The 24,312-nt window shown below is 68.9% G+C and carries 22 protein-coding genes and 1 riboswitch; of the genes, 14 read left to right on the top strand and 8 right to left on the bottom strand.

Annotation, left to right across the window (positions count from 1 at the left end; genetic code table 11):
* The first annotated feature begins 77 nt into the window (after positions 1-77).
* On the top strand, positions 78-1,019 hold the full coding sequence (locus QZ500_RS15100) for a DMT family transporter (protein WP_295856228.1): 942 nt from the start codon (positions 78-80) through the stop codon (positions 1,017-1,019).
* A gap of 87 nt (positions 1,020-1,106) precedes the next feature.
* Positions 1,107-1,682, top strand: coding sequence for a 2'-5' RNA ligase family protein (locus tag QZ500_RS15095; RefSeq protein ID WP_295856227.1), 576 nt, complete (start codon positions 1,107-1,109; stop codon positions 1,680-1,682).
* Positions 1,683-1,733: 51 nt separating this feature from the next.
* Here QZ500_RS15095 and QZ500_RS15090 read toward each other — a convergent pair whose 3' ends face one another.
* The gene (locus QZ500_RS15090) at positions 1,734-2,831 is read right to left on the bottom strand and encodes a tartrate dehydrogenase (RefSeq protein ID WP_295856226.1); all 1,098 of its coding nucleotides are present in this window, start codon (positions 2,829-2,831) and stop codon (positions 1,734-1,736) included.
* A 94-nt stretch (positions 2,832-2,925) separates the two neighbouring features.
* Between QZ500_RS15090 and QZ500_RS15085 the strand changes: the two genes are divergently transcribed.
* Positions 2,926-3,852, top strand: coding sequence for a LysR substrate-binding domain-containing protein (locus tag QZ500_RS15085; RefSeq protein ID WP_295856225.1), 927 nt, complete (start codon positions 2,926-2,928; stop codon positions 3,850-3,852).
* Between the two features lie 132 nt (positions 3,853-3,984).
* Here QZ500_RS15085 and QZ500_RS15080 read toward each other — a convergent pair whose 3' ends face one another.
* The gene (locus QZ500_RS15080) at positions 3,985-4,533 is read right to left on the bottom strand and encodes a 6,7-dimethyl-8-ribityllumazine synthase (protein WP_295856224.1); all 549 of its coding nucleotides are present in this window, start codon (positions 4,531-4,533) and stop codon (positions 3,985-3,987) included.
* A gap of 102 nt (positions 4,534-4,635) precedes the next feature.
* Positions 4,636-4,803, bottom strand: a riboswitch (FMN riboswitch).
* An 82-nt stretch (positions 4,804-4,885) separates the two neighbouring features.
* On the opposite strand from QZ500_RS15080, the gene QZ500_RS15075 reads away from it, so the two are divergent.
* Complete coding sequence (locus QZ500_RS15075; protein ID WP_295856223.1) at positions 4,886-6,601, top strand: thiamine pyrophosphate-binding protein; 1,716 nt, start codon at positions 4,886-4,888, stop codon at positions 6,599-6,601.
* Positions 6,602-7,104: 503 nt separating this feature from the next.
* Here the strand turns inward: QZ500_RS15075 and bfr are convergent.
* Complete coding sequence (gene bfr, locus QZ500_RS15070) at positions 7,105-7,581, bottom strand: bacterioferritin (RefSeq protein ID WP_295856222.1); 477 nt, start codon at positions 7,579-7,581, stop codon at positions 7,105-7,107.
* Between the two features lie 253 nt (positions 7,582-7,834).
* Between bfr and ahpC the strand changes: the two genes are divergently transcribed.
* Both ahpC and ahpF read left to right on the top strand, forming a co-directional pair.
* Positions 7,835-8,398: an alkyl hydroperoxide reductase subunit C gene (gene ahpC / locus QZ500_RS15065; protein ID WP_295856221.1), complete on the top strand. Its 564-nt coding sequence runs from the start codon at positions 7,835-7,837 to the stop codon at positions 8,396-8,398.
* 97 nt (positions 8,399-8,495) lie between these two features.
* Entirely contained in the window at positions 8,496-10,055 is a 1,560-nt protein-coding gene (gene ahpF / locus QZ500_RS15060) for an alkyl hydroperoxide reductase subunit F (protein ID WP_295856220.1), read from the top strand.
* A 144-nt stretch (positions 10,056-10,199) separates the two neighbouring features.
* On the opposite strand, the gene QZ500_RS15055 is transcribed toward ahpF, so the two are convergent.
* Positions 10,200-11,021: a pyruvate, water dikinase regulatory protein gene (locus QZ500_RS15055; RefSeq protein WP_295856219.1), complete on the bottom strand. Its 822-nt coding sequence runs from the start codon at positions 11,019-11,021 to the stop codon at positions 10,200-10,202.
* A gap of 230 nt (positions 11,022-11,251) precedes the next feature.
* On the opposite strand from QZ500_RS15055, the gene ppsA reads away from it, so the two are divergent.
* From ppsA to QZ500_RS15040, 3 genes are all read left to right on the top strand, one after another.
* Positions 11,252-13,642, top strand: a complete 2,391-nt coding sequence (ppsA, locus tag QZ500_RS15050; protein WP_295856218.1) for a phosphoenolpyruvate synthase — start codon at positions 11,252-11,254, stop codon at positions 13,640-13,642.
* Between the two features lie 173 nt (positions 13,643-13,815).
* On the top strand, positions 13,816-14,121 hold the full coding sequence (locus QZ500_RS15045) for a sodium/substrate symporter small subunit (protein WP_295856217.1): 306 nt from the start codon (positions 13,816-13,818) through the stop codon (positions 14,119-14,121).
* Positions 14,057-16,168, top strand: a complete 2,112-nt coding sequence (locus tag QZ500_RS15040; protein WP_295856216.1) for a VC_2705 family sodium/solute symporter — start codon at positions 14,057-14,059, stop codon at positions 16,166-16,168. The genes QZ500_RS15045 and QZ500_RS15040 overlap by 65 nt, the downstream gene beginning before the upstream one ends.
* Positions 16,169-16,339: 171 nt before the next feature.
* On the opposite strand, the gene QZ500_RS15035 is transcribed toward QZ500_RS15040, so the two are convergent.
* Positions 16,340-16,699 (bottom strand): FKBP-type peptidyl-prolyl cis-trans isomerase, encoded by a 360-nt coding sequence (locus tag QZ500_RS15035; RefSeq protein WP_295856215.1) that lies wholly within the window; start codon positions 16,697-16,699, stop codon positions 16,340-16,342.
* Positions 16,700-16,809: 110 nt separating this feature from the next.
* On the bottom strand, positions 16,810-17,142 hold the full coding sequence (locus tag QZ500_RS15030) for a helix-turn-helix domain-containing protein (RefSeq protein ID WP_295856214.1): 333 nt from the start codon (positions 17,140-17,142) through the stop codon (positions 16,810-16,812).
* A gap of 310 nt (positions 17,143-17,452) precedes the next feature.
* Here QZ500_RS15030 and QZ500_RS15025 point away from each other — a divergent pair, with 310 nt between their 5' ends.
* The 5 genes from QZ500_RS15025 to QZ500_RS15005 all read left to right on the top strand — a co-directional run bounded on the left by QZ500_RS15025 (position 17,453) and on the right by QZ500_RS15005 (position 22,860).
* On the top strand, positions 17,453-18,277 hold the full coding sequence (locus tag QZ500_RS15025; RefSeq protein WP_295856213.1) for a FadR/GntR family transcriptional regulator: 825 nt from the start codon (positions 17,453-17,455) through the stop codon (positions 18,275-18,277).
* Positions 18,278-18,415: 138 nt separating this feature from the next.
* Positions 18,416-19,396 (top strand): tripartite tricarboxylate transporter substrate binding protein, encoded by a 981-nt coding sequence (locus QZ500_RS15020; protein WP_295856212.1) that lies wholly within the window; start codon positions 18,416-18,418, stop codon positions 19,394-19,396.
* Positions 19,397-19,453: 57 nt separating this feature from the next.
* Positions 19,454-20,371: a 5-dehydro-4-deoxyglucarate dehydratase gene (gene kdgD, locus QZ500_RS15015; protein ID WP_295856211.1), complete on the top strand. Its 918-nt coding sequence runs from the start codon at positions 19,454-19,456 to the stop codon at positions 20,369-20,371.
* Positions 20,368-21,327 (top strand): 2-hydroxyacid dehydrogenase, encoded by a 960-nt coding sequence (locus QZ500_RS15010; RefSeq protein WP_295856210.1) that lies wholly within the window; start codon positions 20,368-20,370, stop codon positions 21,325-21,327. Before kdgD ends, QZ500_RS15010 begins: the two co-directional genes overlap by 4 nt.
* Positions 21,328-21,411: 84 nt before the next feature.
* Positions 21,412-22,860 carry an aldehyde dehydrogenase family protein gene (locus QZ500_RS15005; protein ID WP_295856209.1) on the top strand — a complete coding sequence of 483 codons (1,449 nt, stop codon included), beginning with the start codon at positions 21,412-21,414 and terminating at the stop codon, positions 22,858-22,860.
* Positions 22,861-22,961: 101 nt separating this feature from the next.
* Here the strand turns inward: QZ500_RS15005 and QZ500_RS15000 are convergent, their stop codons facing one another.
* Together QZ500_RS15000 and QZ500_RS14995 are read right to left on the bottom strand one after the other, a co-directional pair.
* Positions 22,962-23,510, bottom strand: coding sequence for a VTT domain-containing protein (locus QZ500_RS15000; RefSeq protein ID WP_295856208.1), 549 nt, complete (start codon positions 23,508-23,510; stop codon positions 22,962-22,964).
* 41 nt (positions 23,511-23,551) lie between these two features.
* The coding region (locus tag QZ500_RS14995) for a phospholipase D-like domain-containing protein (RefSeq protein WP_295856207.1) at positions 23,552-24,312 on the bottom strand (761 nt) is incomplete at its 5' end.

Here is a 24,312-nt window from a genome sequence, read left to right as displayed (position 1 = left end):
GGTGAATCGCGCAGGTCGGCGGTACGGCCCGAGTCTAGGCTGTGCGATGCTGCGCGCCGTTTTCAGGCAACGATCCGATGGACACACGACTTTCGCGGGGCATCGCCTGCGGTGCGGCAGCCGGCGCCCTGTGGGGGCTGGTCTTTCTCGCGCCGCAGGTGGCGGGCGACTTCGGCGCGCTGCAGCTCGCAGCGGGCCGCTACCTCGTCTACGGCGCGGTGGCGGTGCTGCTGCTTGCGCCCCGCTGGCCGGCGGCCACCGCCGCGGTCGGCCGGGCGGAATGGTGGGCGCTGGTGCGGCTGAGCCTGCTCGGCAACATCGTCTACTACGTGCTGCTGGCCCTCGCGGTGCGGTGGGCCGGCGGGGCGGCCGCATCGCTGATCATCGGGTTGCTGCCGGTGGCGGTGACCCTCGTCGGCACGCGCGAAGCGGGCGCGCTGCAGCTGCGTGCACTGGCCGGCCCGCTCGCCCTGTGCGTGGCTGGTGTCGGGCTCGTCGGGGCCGAAGCGCTGGCCATGGGCGGTGACGCCGCCGACCGCACCCGGCGCATGGCCGGCCTGTTGTGCGCCTTCGCGGCGATGGCCTCGTGGGCCGCGTATTCGGTCGTCAACAGCCGGTGGCTCGCGCGCCGGCCCGATATCTCGGCCCACGACTGGTCGCTGCTGACCGGGGTGGTCACCGGCGCCTGCGCGGTGGTGCTGGCGGTCCCGGCCTTCGCGCCGACCTCCGGGTCGCACGGATCGGCGGACTGGCTGCGCTTCTGGGCGGTCGCCGCCACGGTCGCGGTGCTGGCGTCGGTCGTCGGCAACGGCCTGTGGAACCGCGCGAGCCGGCTGCTGCCGCTGACGCTCACCGGGCAGATGATCGTCTTCGAAACCCTGTTCGCGCTGCTGTACGGCTTCGCCTGGGAGCAGCGCTGGCCGTCCGTGCGCGAGGCGCTGGCGATCGTCTGCCTGATCGGCGGCGTGTGGTGGTGCGCCCGCGCCCACCGGGTGCCGGCCACGCCGCCCGCGGCCTGAGCGGCACCGCCGGGAGCACCGGTCCGACGCGGGCAGGCGCACCTGTCCGAATGCCGTGGCGCGAGGGGCGCCTGAGGCTGTGCAGCCATGCCTCTGCCAAATCCTGCCGAACCCCCTTCGCAGCGCGACGATCGCTCCGCCACGCCGCCGACCGCCCTGATCGTCACCCTGGCGATGGACTCCGAGGCCGCGGCCCGTTTCACTGCAATGCGCCGGGCGCACTTTCCGCCGGAGCGCAACTGGCTCGATGCGCACATCACCCTGTTCCATGCGCTGCCGATGGAGGCGGAGGACCGGGTGGTGCACGATGTGCGCGCGCTCGCCGCCGCGATCCCCGCCTTCGACCTCGCCGTGGACCGGTTGCTGTTCCTGGGCGGAGGCGTCGCCTACGGCCTCACGTCGCCGGACGCCACGCAGCTGCGCAGGACGCTCGCCGACCGTTGGGCGTCCCTGCTCGGCCGGCAGGACAGCCGGTGGCATGGCCGGTTGCACGTCACAGTGCAGAACAAGGTGCCGCCGGCCCAGGCGCGGCAGCTGCTGAAGACCCTGGAACACGACTTCGTGCCGCATCCGATCGGCGCCGTGGGGGTGCAGGTCTGGCACTACCTCGGCGGGCCGTGGCGGCTGGTCGCCGCCTGCCCGTTCGGCGGATCGGCACGCTGAGACGCCGGGCTGCCGCAGAGGCGGTTCCGCAGTGCCGGCGGTCGCCGCCGGTCAGGCCTGCGGCTGCTGCAGCAGCCGCGCTGCGATCGCCTCGCCGATCTCGGTAGTGTTGGCCGTGCCGCCCAGATCGGGCGTGTGCGGGCCTGCACGCAGCACGTCCTCGATCGCGGCGACGATCGCGTCGTGCGCCGCGCGCCCGGCGCCTTCGCTGCGGGTCAGGAAGTCCAGCATTAGCGCGCCCGACCAGATCATCGCGATCGGGTTGGCGATGTTCTTGCCGTAGATGTCGGGCGCCGAGCCGTGCACCGGCTCGAACAGGCTCGGGAAATCGCGCTCCGGATTGAGGTTGGCCGAGGGCGCCAGGCCGATCGTGCCGGTGGTGGCGGGGCCCAGGTCCGACAGGATGTCGCCGAACAGGTTGGTGGCGGCGACCACGTCGAAGCGGCCCGGCTGCAGCACGAAGCGCGCGGTCAGGATGTCGATGTGCTGCTTGTCCAGCGCCACGTCCGGGTACTGCTGCGCGACTTCTTCCGCGCGCTTGTCCCACCACGGCATGCTGATCGCGATGCCGTTGCTCTTGGTGGCCAGCGTCACATGCTTTTTCGGCCGGCTCTGCGCCAGGTCGAACGCGAACTTCAGCAGCCGCTCGGCGCCCTTGCGCGAGTAGACCGATTCCTGGATCACGATCTCGCGGTCGGTGCCTTCGTACATCACGCCGCCGAGCGAGGTGTATTCGCCCTCGGTGTTCTCGCGCACCACGAAGTAGTCGATGTCGCCCGGCTTGCGGCCAGCCAGCGGGCAGGGCACGCCGTCGAACAGGCGGACCGGGCGCAGGTTGATGTACTGGTCGAACTCGCGGCGGAACTTCAGCAGCGAACCCCACAGCGAGACGTGGTCGGGCACCGTGGCGGGCCAGCCGACCGCGCCGAACAGGATCGCGTCGAAGCCCGAGAGCTGCGTCTTCCAGTCGTCTGGCATCATCTGGCCGTGCGCGGCGTAGTAGTCGCAGCTGGCCCATTCGAAATGCGTGAATTCCACGCCTAGGCCGAAACGCTCGTTGGCGGCCTGCAGCACCCGCAGGCCCTCGGGCATCACTTCCTTGCCGATGCCGTCCCCGGCGAGGACGGCGACCTTGTACGAACCGGACATCTGTCTTCCTTTGTGTCGAGAGGGTAGGACGCGATTCTCGTCGTGCATGGAATCCATACAATCCCGCGCACCGTGAACGCTTTCTTCACAGATCGTGCGCAAAGCACCCGCTAACGAGGACCTGCGGGTCTTCACCGTCGTCGCGCGCAAGTCCGGCTTCGCCGCGGCGGCGGAGGAACTGGGCGTGTCGCCCGCGTACGTGAGCAAGCGCATCCGGCTGCTCGAGGACGACCTGGGCGTGCGGCTGCTGCACCGGACCACCCGGCGGGTCAGCGTGACGGAGGAGGGCGAGCGGGTGTTCCACTGGGCCGAGCGCATCCTCGACGACGTGGACCACCTGATGCAGGAGGTGAGCGCCACCCGCCACGTACCGCGCGGCGCCCTGCGGATCAGCAGCAGCTTCGGTTTCGGACGCAACGTGGTCGCGCCGCTGCTGTCGCAGCTGTCGGTGGCTTACCCGGGCCTGAAGATCCGGCTGGAGGTGTTCGACCGGCTGGTGGACGTGGCGGCCGAGGGCTTCGACCTCGACGTGCGCATCGGCGACGAGATCGCGCCGCACCTGATCGCGCGGCGGCTGGCGTCGAACCACAGGGTGCTGTGCGCCGCGCCGTCGTACCTGGCCCGGCGCAGTCCGCCCCGCAGCCCGCAGGACCTCGCGGGCCACGACTGCCTGGTGATCAAGGAGCGCGACCAGTCCTTCGGCGTCTGGACGCTGCGCGCCGGCATGGAGGAACAGACGGTCAAGGTCACCGGCCCGCTGTCGGGCAACAACGGCGAGATCGCGGTGCAGTGGGCGGTCGACGGCCGCGGCGTCGTGCTGCGCTCGCTGTGGGACGTCGGGCCGATGCTGGCCGACGGCTGGCTGGTACAGCTGCTGCCGGCCTGGCGGCAGGAGGCCAACATCTGGGCGGTCTATCCGACCCGGCTCACCCATTCGGCGAAGGTGCGGGTGTGCGTCGAGTTCCTGTCTGCCGCGTTCCGCGACGGACCGCTGCCGCGCATCCACGTCGCCAGCGCCTGAACTTGTCCCCGCCGGCACGGGACAAACCTGGGGATAACCCGTGCCCGCGACGGGGAGGGCGGCGGCAAGTGCTTGATCGCACAGGACTTCCGACACGCCGCCTATTCGGCAGGCAGCGGCCGGCGATCCGCCTCAAGCGGCGCGGGCGATGCGGGCCGCGGCCGGCCGGGGCAGGGCGCGCACGCGGCGCAGGCTGTCCACCGTCTTCAGCACGGCCGACGCCAGTTCGGTGCCCTTGACGGTGAAGTGCCGGTAGAAGAAGTCGCGGTGCTCGCCGTGCTCGTGGAAATGGTGCGGCGTGAGCACGGCGGTGAACACCGGCACGCCGGTGTCGAGCTGCACCCGCATCAGGCCGTCGATCACCGCGGTCGCGACGAAGTCGTGGCGATAGATGCCGCCGTCGACCACCAGGCCGCAGGCGGCGATCGCGTCGTAGCGGCCGCTCTCGGCCAGCGCCTTGGCGTGCAGCGGGATCTCGTAGGCGCCGGGCACGTCGAACACCTCGATCGACGATGCATCGACCCCCTGGCGGCCGGCTTCCGCGAAGAACGCGGTGCGGGCCTGGCCGACGATGTCGGCGTGCCAGCCGGACTGTACGTAGGCGATCGACAGTGGTGCGGAAGCCGAGGAAGCGGCCGAGGAAGAGGACGAAGGAGAAAGGGAAGAAAGGGACTGACTCATGGAATGCCTTCGCACGGGAGCGGGACCAGAATCAGGGCGCACGAACCGCCGTGCCCGCGCGGCGGCACGCGCGCAGGCGCACCGTCGGCACGGGCCGTGGGAACGCGCTCTCTTGCATCCGGACTGTGACCGTCGGCTCCGGAATCGCACCAGATCTGCTGACCCCGCCGCGGCACCGCAAGGCGGACCGCACCGGGCGCTCGCGGGCTCGTGCGGGCCATGCCCGCCATCACCGCCGGTAGGGATTTCCACCCTGCCCTGAGAACGCTTGGAGCCCGGCACGGGGCCGGGCGCCGCGATTGTAGGCGCCCATAATTCGCCCCTCGCCCTCCTGCTTATTCGGAATTCGCGTATGACACGTCAGCTCGCCGGCCACCTTCTTGTCGAATGCCTCGCGGCCCAGGGCGCGACCCACGCCTTCGGGGTGCCGGGCGAGAGCTACCTCGCGGTGCTCGACGGCTTTCACACCTATGCGGACCGCATCCGCTTCGTGGTCTGCCGGCAGGAGGGCGGCGCCGCCTTCATGGCCGAGGCGCACGGCAAGCTGACGCGCCGGCCGGGCATCTGCTTCGTGACCCGCGGACCGGGCGCGACCAATGCGTCGATCGGCCTGCACACCGCATTCCAGGACTCGACCCCGATGGTGCTGCTGGTCGGCGACGTGGGCAGCGACTTCCGGGACCGCGAAGCCTTCCAGGAAGTCGATTTCCAGAGCTTCTTCGGCCCGAGCACCAAGGGCATGGCCAAGCGGGTGGAGCGCATCGACGAAGCGGCCCGCATCCCCGAATACGTGGCCCGCGCCTTCGCCACCGCGATGGCCGGACGGCCGGGCCCGGTGGTGCTGGTACTGCCCGAGGACATGCTGCGCGAGGAGGTCGAGGCCGCGCCCCTGCCGCGCGTCGAGCCGGTCGAGGCCTGGAGCGATCCGGGCAGCCTGCGCCGGCTGCGCGAGCTGCTGCTGGCGTCTCAGAAGCCGCTGGTGATCGCCGGCGGCAGCGGCTGGACGCCCCAGTCGGCCCAGGCGCTGCAGCGCTTCGCCGAGAACTGGCAACTGCCGGTGGCCAACGCCTTCCGTTTCCAGGACACCTTCGACAACCACCATCCGCAGTACGCCGGCGACGTGGGCATCGGCATCAATCCGAAGCTCGCCGCACGGGTGCGCGAGAGCGACCTAGTGATCGCGATCGGCCCGCGCCTGGGCGAGATGACGACCGGCGGCTACACGCTGCTGGAGGCGCCGAAGCCGAAGCAGACGCTGGTCCACATCCACGGCGGTGCGGAGGAGCTCAACCGCGTCTATCTGGCCGACCTGGCGATCAACGCGACGATGGACGCCGCGGCCCGCAGTCTGGAAGTGCTGACCGCGCCGCCGACGGTGCCGTGGGCGGACTGGACCGCCGCGGCGCATGCGGACTATGAGGACAACATCCGCCCGCAGAAGCTGCCGGGCCTGGACGAATCGCAGCCCGGTGCGGTGGACATGCCGGCCATCGTCGCGACGCTGCAGAAGCACCTGCCCGCCGATGCGGTGCTGACCAACGGCGCGGGCAACTTCGCGAGCTGGATCCACCGCTATTTCCGCCACCACGGTATCGCCAAGGGCCACAAGACGCAGCTCGCGCCGACCTCGGGCGCGATGGGCTACGGCGTGCCGGCAGGGATCGCCGCGAGCATCGCCACCGGCCGGGTGGCGTTCACCATCGCGGGCGACGGGGACTTCCTGATGAACGGGCAGGAGCTGGCGACCGCGGTGCAGTACGGCGGCAAGAGCATCATCGTGCTGCTGGACAACGGCATGTTCGGGACGATCCGCATGCACCAGGAGCGCGACTATCCCGAGCGCATCAGCGGGACGGCGCTGCGCAACCCGGACTTCTGCGCGCTGGCGCGGGCCTACGGGTATGCGGCGGAGCGGGTCGAATCGGCTGCGGACTTCGAGCCGGCGCTGCTGCGGGCACTGGCGGCAGAGACGGGCACGCTGATCCACATTCCGCTGAGCCCCGAAGTAATCACGACGCGGGGGACGTTATCGGGGATCACGCAGGCGGCCTTGCAGCGGCTTAGTTGATGGTTCTGCTTTCCTTTTGCTATTAAATTGATAGCTTTTGGCGCAGGTGGGGTAGGCGCTAGGGCCGGTTTTTGATCTTGTCGTGCGTGGGTCGGCGCCTAGTGGTTCGGACCGGGTCGGCGGGTACTCCCCTCCGCGAATGTCCCCCGGCCTGCGGCCTCCTCCTTTATTTCGCTGCGGGGAGCACCCACCACCCCGGTCCTGCGTGGCGCAGGATCAGCCGTCACAACGGCCGGCACGGCACGAACGAGCAGACGGATAAATCGCAGGCCCTTGCGCACCAGTGCTCGGTTCGCCGGGGATGCCGGGCAGGCGGATAGCGCAGGTAAAGGAGGAGGAAACGCCGCAGGCGTTTTCGGGGGACACGGAGCTATCCGCCTGCCCGGCGTCCACGCGCGACGCACCCCGCACAAGACATTCCCAAAAAGCAGCGCGCGCACCGATCAGACGAAAAAAAGCGGAGTCAGAGCCCCGCTGGAAGTCGTGAAGCGACCCGTGCCGCGTTATTCGATCTCGCCCATCTGCGACTGCAGGTAGTTCTGCAGGCCGACCTTCTCGCTCAGGTCGATCTGCGTCTCGAGGAAGTCGATGTGCTCTTCCGTGTCGTCGAGGATCTTCTGCAGCAGGTCGCGGGACACGTAGTCGCGCACGCTCTCGCAGTGGGCCATGCCCGCCTTGATCGTGGCCTGGGCGCCGTACTCCAGGCCCAGGTCCGCGCGCAGGATCTCCGGCACGTCCTCGCCGACGTTCAGCTTGCCGAGGTCCTGCAAGTTGGGCAGGCCGTCGAGCATGAAGATCCGGTCCATCAGCCAGTCGGCGTGCTTCATCTCGCCGATCGACTCGTCGTATTCCTTCTTCGCGAGCTTGTCGAAGCCCCAGTGCTTCAGCATGCGGTAGTGCAGGAAGTACTGGTTGATCGCAGTCAGCTCGTTCTTGAGTTGCGCCTGCAGGTGCTGGATGACCTGTGCGTCGCCTTTCATGTGAATCCCTCTCGGTGCTGTGGTTGGGCCCGATTGTGCGGGCCGCGCCCCGCCGCCACAAGCAAGCCCCCGTCTTCCCGGTGTGCCTGCGGCTGAGGTTGAGAGGTGTTTGTATTGGGGTGACGCTTTCCTACACGCTTTGCCGCGCGCGGAATAGAAAATTCCAATCCACGGCATACCCGCAATTCATCGGAGCGGTACGGGTAAGCCCGTATGCTCCAGCTTTCCGTATTTCAATCTTCCAAGGAAACACATGTCCCTGATCAACACCCAAGTCGTTCCGTTCAAGACCGAAGCCTTCCACAACGGCAAGTTCATCACGGTCAGCGACGAGACGCTCAAGGGCAAGTGGTCGGTCCTGATCTTCATGCCGGCCGCGTTCACCTTCAACTGCCCGACCGAAGTCGAGGACGCCGCCGACAACTACGCCGAGTTCCAGAAGCTGGGTGCCGAGGTCTACATCGTCACGACCGACACGCACTTCTCGCACAAGGTCTGGCACGAAACCTCGCCGGCCGTCGGCAAGGCCCGTTTCCCGCTGGTCGGCGACCCGACCCATGTGCTGACCAACGCCTTCGGCGTGCACATCCCGGAAGAAGGCCTGGCCCTGCGTGGCACCTTCGTCATCAATCCGGACGGCGTCATCAAGACCGCCGAGATCCACTCCAACGAGATCGCCCGCGACGTGAAGGAAACGCTGCGCAAGCTGAAGGCCGCCCAGTACACCGCCGCCCACCCGGGCGAAGTGTGCCCGGCCAAGTGGAACGAAGGCGCCAAGACGCTGGCCCCGTCGCTGGACCTCGTCGGCAAGATCTAAGCACCGCTGCTGCAGGAAGCCTGGGTACGCCCGGGCTTTTTTTTCCGCAGACCATCCGCAGCTATCGAATAATTGATTTAAGTAGAAGGAAGCTATCATGCTGGACGCCACCCTCAAGACCCAACTCAAGGCTTATCTGGAGCGTGTGACCAAGCCGATCGAGATCGTCGCGTCGCTCGACGACAGTGCGGCGTCCGGCGAGCTGCAGGGCCTGCTCGACGACATCGTGTCGCTCACCGACAAGATCACGCTGGTCGCCCGCACCGACGACGGGGAACGCAAGCCGTCGTTCCTGATCACCAACCCGGGCATCGACACCGGCGTGCGTTTCGCCGGCATTCCGCTCGGCCACGAGTTCACCTCGCTTGTGCTCGCGCTGCTGCAGGTCGGCGGCCATCCGTCCAAGGAGGCGCAGGAGACGATCGAGCAGGTCCGTAACCTCGACGGCGACTTCCACTTCGAGACCTACTTCTCGCTGTCCTGCCACAACTGCCCGGACGTGGTGCAGGCGCTCAACCTGATGTCGGTGCTCAATCCGCGCATCCGCCACACCGCGATCGACGGTGGCCTGTTCCCCGCCGAGGTCGAGGCGCGCCAGATCATGGCGGTGCCGATGGTGTTCCTCAACGGCACCCACTTCGGCCAAGGCCGCATGAGCCTGGAAGAGATCGTCGCCAAGGTGGACCACAACGCGGTCGCCCGCGATGCGGAGAAGATTTCGGCCCGCGCACCCTACGACGTGCTGGTGGTCGGCGGCGGCCCGGCCGGTGCGGCCGCTGCGGTGTATGCGGCGCGCAAGGGCATCCGCACCGGCGTGGCGGCCGAGCGCTTCGGCGGCCAGGTGCTGGACACGCTGGGCATCGAGAACTTCATCTCGATCAAGGAAACCGAAGGACCGAAGTTCGCGATCGCGCTGGAAGAGCACGTCAAGCACTACGACGTGGACATCATGAATCTGCAGCGCGCCGAAGCGCTGGTGCCGGGCGACGACCTGATCGAGGTGAAGCTCGCGAGCGGCGCGTCGCTGAAGGCGAAGTCGCTCATCATCTCGACCGGCGCGCGCTGGCGCAACATCAACGTGCCCGGCGAAGCCGAGTACAAGAACAAGGGCGTGGCCTACTGCCCGCACTGCGACGGCCCGCTCTTCAAGGGGAAGCGCGTGGCGGTGATCGGCGGCGGCAACTCGGGCGTGGAAGCGGCGATCGACCTGGCGGGCATCGTCGGCCACGTCACGCTGATCGAATACGACAGCAAGCTGCGCGCCGACGAAGTGCTGCAGCGCAAGCTACGCAGCCTGCCCAACGTGCAGATCATCGTGTCGGCCCAGACCACCGAAGTGAAGGGCGACGGCCAGAAGGTCAACGGCCTGACCTACCGCGACCGGGTGTCGGGCCAGGAGCAGTCGCTCGAACTGGAAGGCGTGTTCGTGCAGATCGGGCTGGTGCCCAATACCGACTGGTTGAAGGGCACCGTCGAGCTGTCGAAGCACGGCGAGATCGTGGTCGATGCCAAGGGCCAGACGTCCGTGCCCGGCGTGTTCGCCGCCGGCGACGCGACGACGGTGCCGTACAAGCAGATCATCATCGCCGCCGGCGACGGCGCGAAGGCGGCGCTAGGCGCGTTCGATCACCTGATCCGTACGACGGCTCCGGCCTGATCGGGAGGGGGAGCGCCGCCTCGCACGGCGGCAGTCTCCCTTTCAGGACAGCGGTGGATCCGGCTCCGCCGGTCCACCCGCTGTGCCCCCCTTCCCACGCAGGGAGAGAAGGGGGGAGCCGCGCAGCGGCTCGGGGGGATGCTCTCAATAAATCAACCGCTCCGGCCGAATCTCCTGCAGGATCGTCGTCGCGATTTCCTCGATCGACTTGGTCGTCGTGCTCAACCAGCGGATGCCGCTGCGCCGCATCATCGCCTCGGCCTCGGCAATCTCGTGGCGGCAGTTGAGCAGCGATGCGTACTTCGAATCGGGGCGACGCTCGTTGCGGATCTCGGCCAGGCGCTCCGGCGCGATAGTCAGGCCGAAGATCTTCTTGCGGTGCGGCACCAGCGCCGGCGGCAATTGACGGCGGTCGAAGTCCTCGGGGATCAGCGGATAGTTGGCCGCCTTCAGGCCGTGCTGCATCGCGAGATAGAGCGAGGTCGGCGTTTTGCCACTGCGGCTCACGCCCACCAGGATCACGTCCGCACCTTCCAGGTCGCGGTTGCTCTGGCCGTCGTCGTGAGCCAGGCTGAAGTTGATCGCCTCGATCCGGTCGTTGTATTCCTTGCTCTTGCTCACGTCCGAGAACCGGCCGACCCGGTGCAGCGACTTGATGCCCAGCTCCTTTTCCAGCGGCTGCACGAAGGTGCCGAACATGTCGAGCAGCATGCCCTTACAGCCGTCCTGCAGCACCCGCACCACCTCCATGTTGGCCAGCGTGGTGAAGACCAGCGGCTTCTTGCCCTCGACCTCGGCGACGTGGTTGATCTGCCGCACCGCCTGATAGGCCTTGTCCACCGTGTCGATGAACGGCAGGCGCACATGGCGCGGCTTGAATTCGAACTGGTTCAGGATCGCATTGCCGAATGCCTCGGCGGTGATGCCGGTGCCGTCGGAGATGAAGAAGACCGTGCGTGAATGCATGCGAGAGGCTTTCGGGAACTTGACGGGTGCGACACCGATGGTGACCGGCGCAGGAGGGCGACGCCTACAATCCGCCGGATTATCCGAATTCCGCCCATGGCCCGCCCCGACCTCCTAGAACAAGAGCAAAGTCGCGCCGCCGCCGCCATGCCCGGAACCCGCCCGCCCGCTGGGGCCGCCGGGTGCGCAGACGCCTTCGGATGCCCGGTTTCAACTTCTGGAGCTTTCCCATGTCTGCACTGTTCGACGCGACCGCCCTGGTCGTCCCGTTCGAAAACCTGAGGATGACCGACGTCGAGTCGGTCGGCGGCAAGAACGCCTCCCTCGGCGAGATGATCTCCCAACTGCCCCAGGGCGTGCGCGTGCCCACGGGCTTCGCCACCACGGCGCATGCCTTCCGCGAATTCCTCAAGCACGAGGGGCTCGCCGACCGCATCAGTCAGCGCTTGGCCACCCTCGATACCGAAGACGTGCGGGCGCTCGCCGCCGCGGGCGCCGAGATCCGCGGCTGGCTCGAAGCCCAGCCCTTCCCGGCCGACCTGGAAAAGGCGGTGCGCGACGCGTTCGCGAAACTGTCCGAAGGCAATGCCGAGGCCAGCTTCGCCGTACGCTCGTCCGCCACGGCCGAGGATCTGCCCGACGCCTCCTTCGCCGGCCAGCAGGAGACCTTCCTCAACGTCGTCGGCATCGAGGATGTGCTGCACAAGATGAAGGAGGTGTTCGCCTCCCTCTACAACGACCGCGCGATCAGCTACCGCGTGCACAAGGGCTTCGCGCACGACGTGGTGGCTCTGTCGGCCGGCGTGCAGCGCATGGTGCGTTCCGACCTGGGCGCCGCCGGCGTGATGTTCACCATCGACACCGAATCCGGCTTCGACCAGGTCGTCTTCATCACCAGCAGCTACGGCCTGGGCGAGACGGTGGTGCAGGGCGCCGTGAACCCGGACGAGTTCTACGTGCACAAGCCGAGCCTCCAGGCCAGCAAGCGGGCGGTGATCCGCCGCAACCTGGGCAGCAAGATGATCCAGATGACCTTCGCCACGCCGGAAGAAAAGGCCGCCAGCGGCGAGCTGGTGAAGACGGTCGACGTGCCCGCCGAGCAGCGCAACCGCTATTCGCTGACCGATGCCGACGTCGAGCAGCTCGCGCAGTACGCGCTGGTGATCGAGCAGCATTACGGCCGTCCGATGGACATCGAATGGGGCAAGGACGGTACCGACGGCCAGCTCTACATCCTGCAGGCGCGACCCGAGACGGTGAAGAGCCAGCAGGAAGGTAAGGCCGAGCAGCGCTACAAGCTCAAGGGCACGGGCACCGTGCTGGCCGAAGGCCGCGCGATCGGCCAGAAGATCGGCACCGGCCCGGTCCGCCTAGTCCACGACATCCGCGAGATGGACAAGGTCCAGCCCGGCGACGTGCTGGTAACCGACATGACCGACCCGAACTGGGAGCCGGTGATGAAGCGGGCGTCGGCCATCGTCACCAATCGCGGTGGCCGCACCTGCCACGCGGCGATCATCGCGCGCGAGCTCGGCATTCCGGCGGTGGTCGGCTGCGGCGACGCGACCGACCTGCTGAAGGACGGCACGCTGGTCACCGTGAGCTGCGCCGAGGGCGACACCGGCCTGATCTACGACGGCCTGCTCGAGACCGAGGTGACCGAGGTGGTGCGCGGCGAGATGCCGAAGATCGACACCAAGATCATGATGAACGTGGGCAACCCGCAGCTCGCCTTCGACTTCTGCCAGCTGCCCAACGAGGGCGTGGGCCTGGCGCGGCTCGAGTTCATCATCAACAACAACATCGGCGTGCACCCGAAGGCGATCCTCGACTATCCGAACGTCGATGCCGACCTGAAGAAGGCGGTCGAGTCGGTGGCGCGCGGCCATGCCAGCCCGAAGGCCTTCTACGTCGACAAGGTGGCCGAAGGTGTGGCGACCATCGCCGCGGCGTTCTGGCCCAAGCCGGTGATCGTGCGGCTGTCGGACTTCAAGTCCAACGAGTACCGCAAGCTGATCGGCGGCAGCCGCTACGAGCCGGAGGAAGAGAACCCGATGCTCGGCTTCCGCGGTGCGGCACGCTATGTGAGCGAGGATTTCCGCGAAGCCTTTGCGATGGAGTGCGAGGCGCTGCGCCGGGTGCGCAACGAGATGGGCCTGACCAACGTGCAGGTGATGGTGCCCTTCGTGCGCACGCTCGGCCAGGCCGACAAGGTGACCCAGCTGCTGGCCGAGCACGGCCTGCAGCGCGGCGAGAACGAGCTCAAGGTCGTGATGATGTGCGAGGTGCCGAGCAACGCCATCCTGGCCGAGCGCTTCCTGGAGTACTTCGACGGCTTCTCGATCGGCTCCAACGACCTGACCCAGCTCACGCTGGGCCTCGACCGCGACTCCGGCCTGGAGCTGCTGGCGGCCGACTTCGACGAGCGCGACCCTGCGGTGCAGGCGATGCTGTCGAAGGCGATCGGCGCCTGCAAGGCCGCCGGCAAGTATGTCGGCATCTGCGGCCAGGGCCCGAGCGACCATCCGGACTTCGCGCAGTGGCTGGCCGACGAGGGCATCGCGTCGATCTCGCTCAATCCGGACAGCGTGATCGACACCTGGAAGCGCCTCGCCAAATAGCGCTCGCCCCCAGGCTACCCGCTGCGCGGTCCGCCTGCCCCCGGCCGGGGGCGATGCGGGCGGGCCGGCGGAGCCGGACCCGCGGCACTCTGGGATGAGGCAGGGCGTCGTGTGGTTTCGGCGCTCTGGCAAATACCGAGGCCGGCGCCGGCGCGGGCTGCGATGATCGACGGATGCCGTTCTCCGTGCCCCCGCCGCTGCCGCCCGCAGATCCGGCCCCCGCGCCGATGCGCGAGATTCCCGTCCCCCGCCACGGCCTGCTGCGGGGCGCACTGCTGATTGTCTGGGCTGCGGCATCGTTCGGCGCCTGCTACGTCGCCCGCATGCTCGACGTGGTGGTCGGCGGCTGGCACGTCGGCTACTGGATGGCGGCGCAGGGCATCCTGATCGTCTTCATGCTGGTCGTGGTTGTCTATGCGGTCGCCGCCAACCGCGCCGAGCGACGCGACACGACACCGGACGCCGTACCGCGTGCCTGAACGCCGTTACGAACGCCGCCTGCACGGCATCCTGGCCGCCTACGTCGTGGGCGTACTGGCCTTCCTGCTGGTGCTGGCCTGGGCCGAGCAGCAGGGGCTGTCGCGCCACTGGATCGGGCCGATCTTCCTGTTCTCCACGGTGATGGTGTACGCGGCGATCGGTGTCTGGGGACGCACGACCGACGCCGACGAGTACTACGTCGCCGGCCGGCGCATCCCGCCGGTCTACAACGGCATGGCGGCGGCGGCCGACTGGATGAGCGCGGCGTCGTTCATCAGCATGGCGGGCGCGCTTTACCTGCAGGGCTTCTCGGGATCGGACGGCCAGCCCGGCGGGCTAGCGTACCTGCTTGGCTGGACCGGCGGCTTCTGCCTGGTCGCGATGCTGATCGCGCCGCAGCTGCGGGCGATGAATCTCTACACCGTGCCCGACTTCTTCCAGGTCCGCTTCGGCGGACGCTGGCCGCGGCGGATCGCGGCGCTGGCGGCGGTGCTGTGCTCGTTCACCTACGTGGTCGCGCAGATCTACGGCGTGGGCCTGATCGCCTCGCGGCTCACCGGCGTGCAGTTCGAGATCGGGATCATGCTCGGCCTGGGCGGCGTGCTGCTGTGCTCCTTCCTGGGCGGCATGCGGGCGATCACCTGGACACAGGTCGCGCAGTACATCGTGCTGCTGCTGGCGTTCCTGATCCCGGTGTCGTGGCTGGCTTGGAAGCAGTTCGGCAATCCGCTGGCACCGCTGGTGTACGGCACCCAGATGCAGCGCATAAGCGAGCGGGAAGCGGCACTGCGCGACGCGCCGGCCGAGCGCGAGGTGGCGCGGCTGTATTTGCTGCGGGCGCAAGGCTGGGAAGCCCGGCTGAAGGATGTGGATGCCGCGCTGGTGGCCGACCGCGAGCGGGCGCAGGAGCGCATCCGCGAGCTGCGGGCGCGCAATGCCGAGGTCAACGAGATCGTCGCGGCCAGCCGGGCGCTGGCGGCGCTGCCGCGCGACGCCGCCACCGCGCGGGAGCAATGGCGCCGCGCACTGCGGGAAGACACCGAGCGGGCCCAGCCGCTCGGCGGGCTGCCGCCGCATGCGCGGCCGTATGCCGGCGATCCGGACGGCACGCCGGCCGAGCGCGAGGCGTTCGACGTCTCGCGGCGCAATTTCCTGGCGCTGATGTTCTGCCTGATGGTCGGCACCGCCGGTCTGCCGCATCTGCTGACCCGCTACCACACGGTGCCGAGCGTCGCGGCGGCCCGTTCGTCGGTCGCGTGGTCGCTGTTCTTCATCGTGCTGCTGTACGCGAGCGCGCCCGCGCTGGCGGTGATGGTGAAGTTCGAGGTAATGCAGAACCTGGTCGGCAGCACCTTCGATGCGCTGCCCGGCTGGATCGCGCAGTGGGCGCGGGTCGATCCGTCGCTGCTGGCGATCGAGGACATCAACGGCGACGGCATCCTGCAGTTCGGCGAGATCCGGCTCGGCGCCGACGTGGTGATGCTCGCTGCGCCGGAAATCGGCGGGCTGCCGTACGTGATTTCCGGGCTGGTGGCGGCGGGCGGCCTAGCGGCGGCGCTGTCGACCGCCGACGGGCTGCTGCTGACGATCAGCAACGCGCTGGTGCGCGACATGGCCTTCCAGGAGATGCGCCGCACCGAGACGCCAGAACAGCGGGTGATCTTCACCAAGTTCGCGCTGCTGGCGGTCGCGATGCTGGCCGCCTTCGTGGCGGCACTGCGGCCGGCGGAGATCCTGCCGCTGGTGTCGGCCTCGTTCTCGCTCGCGGCCGCGGCCTTCGTGCCGGTGATGGTGCTCGGCATCTTCTGGCGCCGCACCAGCCGGGCGGGCGCAGTGGCCGGCATGCTGACCGGGCTCGGCGTGACCGTGTACTACATGCTGGCGCATGCCGCATCGGTGCGCTCGCGGCTGGGGCTCGCCGGCACGGGCGACCTGTGGTGGGACATTCAGCCGATCTCGGCCGGGGTGTTCGGCGTTCCGGCCGGGGTGGTCGCGGCGGTGCTGGTCAGCCTGCTGCGGCCGCTGCACCGCGAGATGCCAGGGTAGGGGGCGGGGCGACCGTCGTGCATATGGGCATCAGGTCGCTGGCGCGCAGCGCCGATGCCGCCCGGGCGCGGGCGGATGCAGAAAACACCACGCCCGCCGGGGCCAGACGATCAAATGCCTGGAGCGCGGCGGGCGCGGGGAGAGCGCCGGCCCTACGGCCGGCAACGGGTATCAGCGGCCGGTGCCAAGCAACTCCACGTCGAACTTCAGGGTGGCGTTCGGGGGAATCACGCCGCCGGCGCCGCGCGCACCGTAGCCCAGATTGGCGGGAATGATCAGCGTGCGCTGACCACCGACCTTCATGCCCTGCACGCCTTCGTCCCAGCCCTTGATCACCATGCCGGCGCCGAGCGAGAACTCGAACGGGCTGTTGCGGTCGCGGCTGGAGTCGAACTTCTTGCCCTGCTCGCCGTCGTTGTACAGCCAGCCGGTGTAGTGCACGCTGACGTTCTGGCCGGCGGTGGCCTCGGCGCCGTCGCCGACGACGGTGTCTTCGTATTGCAGGCCGGAGGGGGTGGTGGTCGATGCCATAGGAAAAGGTCCTGGAAAAGTTCGGTGAAGGGTAATGCTATGAAAAGAGGAGCTGACTGCGCAGGCGGGGCGGGCGCAGAAGCCCGATTTTCATTAGAAATGCCGGCGGATCAGGCGGCGGCCGTGGCGGCGATCTCGTCCTTGCGCGGCAGGGTGCCGACCCAGCGGCCGGCGAAGGCCTGCAGGTCGTGCAGCCGCTTGAGCAGGTCCTTGCCCGCATCGGTGGCGGCGTAGCCGTCGCTGCCGTGCTCCACCAGGCCCGCGCTGCGCAGCTCCTTCAGCCGGGTGTTCAGCGTGTTGGGGGTGATGCCGCCGACGCTGTCCTGCAGCAGGCGGAAGGTCTGCCGGTGGCCGTCCTTCAGGGCCCAGAGCACCCGCATCGCGTAGCGCGACTCGAGCAGGTCGAACAGCTGGTGGACGGCGGCGTTTTCTTTGGAACTCATGCGTCTTCTCTCCTGCGTGCGAGGGCGGTTGGCAAAGGTGGGGCAATATAGCCCACAAAGCGCGTTGCTACAAGTTTCATAGCTAGAACGGTCCGCCGGTTCTACACGGCACGCTCCCCGATGGTTGCTCCGCCGTTTGCAGAAGAGTGGCTGTATCGTGCGCCCGGAGGGCAGCTTAGGTGGCGGGGCCGGGCTGAGCGAGGCGGCGCAGGAGGAAGCGGCCGTGGGATCGCGCAGCTCATGGGCAACATCTGAATCACCACATCAGATCATATGTTGTCGTACAACTTGGGTCTGTCTATGATGCGGCATGCATTCCACCCCGTCCGTACCGTCCGAACCGTCCCCGCGTGCCGAACCTTCCGCGCCACCGTCGCCGACGCCGGTCCGGCCGGGCCGGCCGTCGCGTGGCCTGGCGCACGGGCTCGTCGAGGACATCGGCACGCGGATCGCGGGTGGGGTGCTGCAGGCGGGCGACCGCCTGCCGACCGAGTCCGCGATCATGCAGACCTACGGCGTCAGCCGCACCGTGGTGCGGGAGGCGCTGTCGCGGCTGCAGGCGGCCGGGCTGGTGGAAACGCGGCACGGCATCGGCACCTTCGTGCTGCCACCGTCCGCGCCGACGGGCGGGATCTTCCGGCTGCATCCGGCCGACATCTCAGGGTCGATCGACGCGATCGCGGTGCTGGAGCTGCGCATCAGCCTGGAGACCGAGGCGGCCGCGCTCGCGGCCCAGCGCCGGTCCCCGGCACAGCTGGCCGCGATGCGCGATGCGTTGGAGCAGTTCCGCCGGCAGGTGGAGCAGGGCGGCGACACGGTCGCACCGGATTTCCGTTTCCATTGCGAGATCGCGGACGCCACCGGCAACCGCTATTTCTCCGACATCCTCGACCACCTCGGCAAGGCGCTGATCCCGCGGACCCGCATCGTCGCGACGCATGTAGCCTGGGAGGACCAGTCGCTGTACCTGCAGCGGGTGCACCGCGAGCACGAGGATATCGTCGATGCGATCGAGCGCTCCGATGCGGATGCCGCCCGCGCGGCGATGCGGGTGCACCTGAACAACAGCCGCGAGCGGCTGAAGCGTGCCCGCGAAGCGGCGCAGGCCAGCACGGCCTCGGCAACGCCCGTCTGAACGCGCAGAAAAAACAGTTGTTGTTTTCATTGGTTTAGTTGTACGATGACTGACAACGCGGCAGATCATCACAACACAAGGCCGTGCCCCTGCCTACCACCGTCAGGCGTCCCCTTTTCGATTCCGGAGACAACGACCATGCCTTTCACCCGCCGTTCCCTCGTCGCCAGCGCCGCTGCCGCGGCAGCCGTCACCCTCGCCCCGGCCGCCGTGCAGGCCGCGGACGCCTGGCCCAACCGGCCGATCAAGTTGGTGGTGCCGTACCCGCCGGGCGGCTCGTCGGACATCATCGCCCGCGCGATCAGCCAGTCCCTGTCCGAAGCGCTGAAGCAGTCGGTCATCGTCGAGAACAAGGCCGGCGCCAACGGCAACCTCGGCGCCGACTTCGTCGCCAAGTCGGCACCCGACGGCTACACGCTGCTGCTGTGCGACGTCGGCGCGCTGGCGATCAGCCCGTCGGTCTATACCAAGCTGGCTTTCGATCCGTCGAAGGACCTGCGCGGCGTGACGATGCTGGCCTATTCGCCGCACCTGCTGGTGGTGCATCCGTCGGTCAAGGCCTCGAACCTGAAGGAGCTGGTCGCGCTGTCGAAGACCTCCGACCTGAACTTCGCCGTGACGGCGCAGGGCAGCGCGCCGCACCTGGCCGGCGTGGCGCTGCAGCGCGCCACCAACGCGAAGTGGGAATACGTGCCCTACAAGGGCGGCGTGCAGTCGATCCAGGACACGGTTGCCGGCCAGACCCAGGTGCTGATGAACGGCATGCTGGCCACGTTGCCGCACGTCCAGAGCGGCAAGCTCAAGCTGCTGGCCGTCTCCAAGGGCACCCGCATGCCGCTGGTCGGCGACGTGCCGACCATCGCCGAGCAGGGCGTGCCCGGCTTCGAATCCGGTACCTGGCAGGGCGTGATGGCGCCGCGCGGCACGCCCGACGCGGTCATTGCCCGGCTGAACCAGGAGCTGATCCGCGCGATCCGCTCGCCCGACATCCGCTCGCGCCTCGCCGGCCAGGGCGCCGAGGTCGTGACCATGTCCCCCGCCGAGCAGGAGCAGTTCTTCAACAAGGAGCGCGCCCGCTGGGCCAAGGTCGTGAGCGACGCGCAGCTCAAGCTCGACTGATTTCGCGGTTTTCTTCTTTTTCGCTTTTCCCTCGTCCACACGCACACCCACAACACCATGAGCTACACCCCCCAGGAACTCAAGTCGATCATGGGCTCCGGCCTGCTGTCGTTCCCGATCACCGACTTCGATGCGCAGGGCGACTTCGATGCCGCCGGCTACCGCAAGCGCCTCGAATGGCTGGCACCCTACGGTGCGACCGCGCTGTTTGCCGCCGGCGGCACCGGCGAGTTCTTCTCGCTCACGCCCGAGGAATACCCGACCATCATCCAGACCGCGGTCGACACCTGCCGCGGCACGGTGCCGATCATCGCGGGCGCCGGCGGCCCGACCCGCCAGACCATCCAGTACGCCCAGGCCGCCGAGAAGGCCGGCGCGCACGGCATCCTGCTGATGCCGCACTACCTGACCGAAGCCGGCCAGGAAGGCCTGTTCCAGCACGTGAAGGCGGTCTGCGACAGCGTGGACTTCGGCGTGATCATCTACAACCGCGCCCAGGCCCGGTACACGCCCGATACGCTGGCCCGCCTGGCCGACGCCTGCCCGAACCTCGTCGGCTTCAAGGACGGCGTGGGCGACATCGAGGCGATGGTCTCGATCTACCAGAAGATGGGCGACCGCTTCAGCTACCTGGGCGGCCTGCCCACCGCCGAGGTCTACGCCGCCGCCTACAAGGCGCTCGGCACCCCGGTGTATTCCTCGGCCGTCTTCAACTTCATCCCGAAGACCGCGATGGCGTTCTACGAAGCCGTGCGCACCGACGACCTGGCGACGCAGCACCGGCTGCTGAAGGACTTCTTCATGCCGTACCTGGACATCCGCAACAAGACGGCCGGCTACGCGGTGAGCATCGTGAAGGCCGGTGCCACCATCGTCGGCCACGGCGCCGGCCCGGTCCGCCCGCCGCTGTCCGACCTGAAGCCCAACGAGGTCGAGGAACTGCGCGCCCTGATCGAGAAGCTCGGCCCGCAATGACGCAGCGCCTGCGCCTGCTGCAGACCGGCCCGCTGCCGCTGGCGGCCCTGAACGAGGAACTGGCGGCCGCCTACGACGTCACGCTGCTGTCGGCTGAGGCCGATCCGGCAGCGTTCCTGGCCGCGCACGGCGCCGGCTTCGGCGGCGTGGTCACGTCGGCCGCGATCGGGCTGGCGCCGGAGGTGGTCGCGGCGCTGCCGAACCTGAAGGTGGTGAGCAGCTTCGGCGTCGGCTTCGACGCGCTGCCGGTCGCGCAACTGCAGGCCCGCGGCATCCCGGTCGGCTACACGCCCGGCGTGCTGGACGACTGCGTCGCCGACCTGGCCTTCGCGCTGCTGATGGACGTGTCGCGCGGCATCGCCCGCGGCGACCGCTTCGTGCGGCGCGGCGACTGGCTGCGGGGCCGCCCGCCGCTGGACACCCGGGTGGCGGGCAAGCGCATCGGCATCGTCGGGATGGGCCGGATCGGCCAGGCGGTGGCGGGGCGTTCCAGCGGATTCCGCATGGAGGTGGGCTACCACAACCGCCGGCCGGCCGAGGGATCGGCGCACCGCTATTTCGATTCGGTCGCGGCGCTTGCGGCCTGGGCCGACTACCTGGTCCTGACGGTCGCCGGCGGCGCCGGCACGCGGCACCTGGTCGACCGCGCGGTACTGGAGGCGCTGGGCCCGCAGGGCTATCTGGTCAATGTGGCGCGCGGCAGCGTCGTGGACCAGGCCGCACTCGTCGAGGCCCTGCAGCAGGGTCGCATCGCCGGTGCGGCGCTCGATGTGTTCGAGGACGAGCCGCGGGTGCCGGAAGCGCTGTTCGCGCTCGACAACGTGGTGCTCACGCCGCACGTCGCCAGCGCCACCCACGAGACGCGCCGCGCGATGGCCGACATGCTGCTCGAGAACCTGCGCAGCTTCGCGGCCACCGGCGCGGTGCGTTGCGCCGTGCCGGGCACCCAGGGCTGAGCGCGGCGCGTGCCGTCCTGCCCGCGGGGTGGGGCGGTACGCCTGCGCGACCCTCCATTCCATTCCCCATCCTGTGAGTCGTCGATGACCGAACACCTCAACCTGATCAACGGCCAGTGGACCCCTGGCGTGTCCCTGAGCGACAACGTCAACCCGTCCGACCTGTCGGACATCGTCGGCCGCTACGCCCAGGGCGATGCCGCCCAGGTCGATGCCGCGGTGCAGGCCGCGCTCGCCGCCTTTCCCGCCTGGAGCACCTCCGGCATCCAGGCCCGCAGCGACGCGCTCGACAAGATCGGCACCGAGATCCTGGCGCGCAAGGACGAACTCGGCGCGCTCCTCGCACGCGAGGAAGGCAAGACCCGCCCCGAAGGCATCGGCGAAGCCGCCCGCGCCGGCCAGATCTTCAAGTTCTTCGCCGGCGAATGCCTGCGCCTGGCGGGCGAGACCCTCCCGTCCGTGCGCCCCGGCATCGGCGTCGAGATCACCCGCGAGCCGATCGGCGTCGTCGGCCTGATCACACCCTGGAACTTCCCCATCGCCATTCCTGCCTGGAAGATCGCCCCGGCGCTTGCCTTCGGCAATTGCGTGGTCCTGAAGCCCGCCGACCTGGTCCCCGGCAGCGCCTGGGCGCTCGCCGACATCATCCACCGCTCGGGCATCCCGGCCGGCGTCTTCAACCTGGTGATGGGCCCGGGCCGCGTCATCGGCGACGCGCTCGTGAACCACGAGGGCATCGCCGCCATCAGCTTCACCGGCTCCACTGGCGTCGGCAAGCGCATCGCCGAGCGCTGCGTGCAGACCCACAAGAAGGTCCAGCTGGAGATGGGCGGCAAGAACCCGCAGATCGTGCTGGACGACGCCGACCTGACCCAGGCGGTCGAGCTCTGCGCGCAGAGCGCCTTCTATTCCACCGGCCAGCGCTGCACCGCCTCGAGCCGCCTGATCGTTACCCAGGGCATTTATCCGGCGTTCATCGAGGCCCTGAAGGCCCGGATGGAGCGCATCAAGGTCGGCGACGCGCTCGCTGCCGGCACCGACATCGGCCCGGTCGTCAGCCAGGCCCAGCTGGAGCAGGACCTGAGCTACGTCGAGATCGGAAAGTCCGAGGGCGCCACCGTCGCCGCGGGCGGCGGCCGGGTGGCCTGCCACACCGGCAGCGGCCACGACGGCTACTTCATGGCGCCGACCCTGCTGACCGACACCACCGCGCAGATGCGGGTGAACCGCGAGGAGATCTTCGGCCCGGTCGCCAGCGTGATCCGGGTGCGCGACTACGAGGAAGCGCTGGCCACGGCCAACGACACCGCCTTCGGCCTGTCGGCCGGCATCGCGACGACCAGCCTGAAGCACGCCACCCACTTCAAGCGCCACAGCCAGGCCGGCATGGTGATGGTGAACCTGCCGACCGCGGGGGTGGACTACCACGTGCCCTTCGGCGGCCGCAAGGCCAGCAGCTACGGGCCGCGGGAGCAGGGGCGGTATGCGCAGGAGTTCTTCACGGTGGTGAAGACGGCGTATACGCTGGCGTGAGGGGGCGGCGGCACGGGGCGCGGCGCAACACCGGGTGCTTTCGCTCCTAAATATATAGCTGCTTGCGCAGGCACAGCGGGCGCTGGAGGCGGATTTGCGCCTCAACTCATCCGCAGATGCCGGATCGCCACCACCAGCCCCACCGCCGCCGCGACGCCGATCAGCACGAACTCGTACGGCCGCAGGCTGCCGACCAGCGCCTTGGCGGTCTGGGTGATCCAGACGCCGCACAGCACCACGACCGTCGCCCACGCCACGGCCGCGACCGCGTTCAGCGGCAGGAAGACGGCGGTGCGCATCCGCGACATGCCGAGCGCGACCGGGAAAGCGATGCGCAGGCCCCAGGCGAAGCGCATCAGCAGCACCGTCGCGACCGGGTGGCGCTCGACGAACCGGAAGGCGCGGGCGAAGCGCTGCTTCATCCGGGGATGCCGCTCCAGCACCTGCGCGCCCTTGCGGCGGCCGAGCAGAAAATAGAACTGGTCGCTCAGGAAGGCCGCGGTGGCGCCGCAGGCGATCAGCGGCACGAGCTTCAGGTAGCCCTCGTGGACCGCATAGGCACCGAGCAGCAGGATGGTTTCGCCCTCCAGCAGGCCGAGCAGGAAGACCGCGTAGTAACCGTAGTCCTGGAGCAGTTGGGAGGCGTGCATGCGGTGGCGGGCAGGTGAGAAGAAACAGAGAAGGGTCGGCGTCAGAGCTGGAACGCGACGGTGAGCAGCAGCCCCTCGCCGATGTCGCGCAGCAGCCCGGGCGGGCGGGCGTCGAACGGGCGGCCGGTGCGGGCCAGTGCCTGGATCCACTGCGCCAGCGCCGCGACTTCGGCCTCGCCGTAGAACACCACCGCCGCTTCGTGGTTGAGCAGCAGGCTGCGCAGGTCGAGGTTGATCGAGCCGCACAGGGCCAGGTCGTCGTCCACCACCACCGCTTTGGCATGCGCCATCGCGGGCAGCAGGTAGAAGCGCACGCCGGCGCCGGCCAGGTCGCGCATCGCGCGGGTGCGGGCGATGTCGGCGAGCAGGTGGTTGGAGCGCTGCGGGATCGCGATGTCGACCGCCACGCCCCGCCGCGCCGCCAGCCGCAGCGCATCGCGCAGTGCGTCGTTCGGGATGAAGTAGGGCGTGACCGCCAGGATGCGCCGCTCGGCGCGGAAGCAGGCGTCGAGCAGCAGAGCCTGGGCGGTGTCCTCGGCCTGGTCGGGACCGCTCGGCAGGAACTGGGCGGGGCTGCCGTCGGCGACCGGCAGGGGCGGCACGACGCGGCGCGGCGGCTGCAGGTGGACCGAGGCCCAGTCCTGCTCGAACTGGTGGGCCGCCGCGGCGGCCACCGGCCCGGCGATGTCGAACGACAGGTCGTCCCAGGCGCGGATCTGCCCGTCGCCGCAGAAGTATTCGGCCGCCAGGTTGCGGCCGCCGCTCCAGAGCCGGCGGTCGTCGGCGATGGTGAGTTTGCGGT

Source organism: uncultured Xylophilus sp., from assembly GCA_913776965.1.
In the GTDB taxonomy this organism is placed as follows: Bacteria; Pseudomonadota; Gammaproteobacteria; order Burkholderiales; family Burkholderiaceae_C; genus Xylophilus.
This window is presented reverse-complemented; position numbering and strand designations above follow the sequence as displayed.